Raw genomic sequence first — 2,353 nt, 5'->3', positions numbered from 1 at the left:
TCTTTAAATTTCATAATTTCATTTTTGTAAAAACAAAGGAAGCAAGAATGCACGAATTTACCACCCTTCTTGCAAAACATAGAGACACCGTTGAAAAACGGCTTGATACCCTGTTAAGTGATCAAATCCAAAATGGTGAAATTTCACGCCCTAAAAACTTAATCAAAGCCATGCGCTATGGTGTGCTGAACGGTGGAAAACGCTTGCGTCCTTTTCTTGTAATTCAAAGTGCTACACTTTTTGACGTCCCTGTAGAACATTCTCTTGATGTTGCATGTGCCTTAGAATGTGTCCATTGTTATTCGCTCATTCATGATGATCTTCCCGCTATGGATAACGATACACTCCGGCGTGGAAAACCCACCGTCCATATAGCATTTGATGAAGCAACAGCAATTCTAGCAGGCAATGCCCTCTTAACATTTGCCTTTGAAATCATTGCTCATAAAGCTAGTACTTTATCTACAGATATTAGAATCAAGCTGATCACGTCCCTTGCACAATCGGCAGGACTTGGCGGTATGTTAGGTGGACAAATGCTAGACCTTGAAGCTGAAAAAAGACCGCAAGAAAGTACTGACATCATCACTCTACAACACATGAAAACAGCAGCCCTAATAAGCTTTGCTTGCCAAGCAGGCGCCATCATTGGCAATGCATCTAAAGAATTAACCGAAAAGCTTACTGATTTTGGTACCTATCTTGGTTTAGCCTTTCAATTAACTGATGACCTTCTTGATGTCACCGCCAACACGCAAACCCTAGGAAAAACGGCTGGGAAAGATAAAACGGCACAAAAAGCCACTTTTATTCGCCTTTATGGCATTAAAGAAACACAAAAAAAACGCGATGAACTGATTACAAAAGCAGAAGCACTTTTACATCCTTTTGGCACCAAAGCAAAACCGCTCCAACAAGTCGCCCGCTTTAGTGCAACACGCAAAAATTAAACTTCACCCGCCCTACTTTTACACCTTCATCTTTGTTGAATGCATAATAGACTTTTCAAAGAGACTTCAATATCGTAGGTCTGCATTATAGCTCCTATCATGAAATGGATGTGCTAAATATTGAGAGGTGTTTCATTAAAACAAGCGCGCGTGAATTGATAACACAAATACATTCTAGGCATCCTATTGTGCTTGAAAAACGCCCCCCTCATCAAAAAATGAAAGAAACAAAAACGGTAAAGCAATGCGTAATATTCAGGCTTTAAAAGATATCGCCATGGATGCTTTAAAGCCGAATAAAAAACAACCGTAAAGAAAGAAACTCGTTTCTCCTTTATATCTTTAATCTTCTAACGATAAGGTAAAAAATAAACAGAATAAATATAAAACAGAGCATTTTATAAACCCGCAAAAGACAATAAAAATGCCGATTGGCTTTGTAGCCTTATCAAAATCATCTGTTGTTCATTGCCAACCGTAGAAGTACAATGCCCTCAGTAAAGAGTCGTAATTTTTATGCCTTTCCACGCTATCTTGTTGTAAAAGATCAAATATGGTTACATTCTGTAAATTCACTCGTGTATTGTTGCTCTCTAAAAACACTTTTACAAAAGTGCTGATTGTTTAGTTTAAGCATCATTTTTTTGAAACTCGTATTTAAAATATCAGAAAAAAATGAACATAATGGCTATTTTGATTTTTATGCCACCCTCAAAGAACAAAATCTTTTAACCTAATCTACTCTGTAAACAGTCTAGTGTCCTACCGAGTAGGTTTCTCTCGTTTTCCACGCATACGATTCACTTAAACTAAAGACGCGATAAACAAGACTTAAGAATATTCACCATGCACTTCTTAAAATACTTAATGTATCAAACAGGATACCTTCACTACCCTTCAAATGACGGTATGTTACGGCATAACAGGATAAATAAAGTCATCAATTTCAATAACACGAAAAAAAAATATTATTACCGATCTCTCTTTTCTTAGCAAGAAAGATATAAAACATTTGATTTATAATGGTAATTCATGTTTTTCAACTTGAATAAGAACCCTAAATACCGTAAGATTCCTTCATTTCAAATCTGTGTATATTGAATCAATCAAAATCACTTGCTTGCACCTCACAAGCGGGAAAAGCCGTGTGGAGCAAAACATCAAAGAAAGGACTAAAAAATGCCTCTTATGAACCGGCTTAAAAGCCATGGGCTGTCCACAACATTAGGAGCTAGCAAAGTGAATGATTGTGTCGGAACGCTCCTTCAAAAGCAGAAACATTTTTATTTACAAAAGTGTGTAATAACTTCAATTTAATAATAATCATGGTCACTATACAACTTTAATTCATCACGCTCTTTATCTCGTTTATTCAATTCATCACATAAAAAGAGAATTGATAA

At 36.3% G+C, this 2,353-nt stretch carries 1 protein-coding gene; it reads left to right on the top strand.

Features of this window, described 5'->3' with window-relative positions; translation table 11 throughout:
* Positions 1-47 precede the first annotated feature (47 nt).
* Complete coding sequence (locus tag ACFIO3_RS11635; RefSeq protein WP_375606573.1) at positions 48-950, top strand: polyprenyl synthetase family protein; 903 nt, start codon at positions 48-50, stop codon at positions 948-950.
* The last annotated feature ends 1,403 nt before the right edge of the window (positions 951-2,353 follow it).

This window comes from Bartonella sp. AD328YNZD (assembly GCF_042196425.1).
The sequence above is the reverse complement of the archived record's forward strand: the minus strand, read 5'-3'. Positions and strand labels throughout refer to the sequence as shown.

Coding starts and splice junctions, on each gene's coding strand:
- ACFIO3_RS11635 (WP_375606573.1), top strand. CDS start 48: ATGCACGAATTTACCACCCTTCTTGCAAAACATAGAGACACCGTTGAA.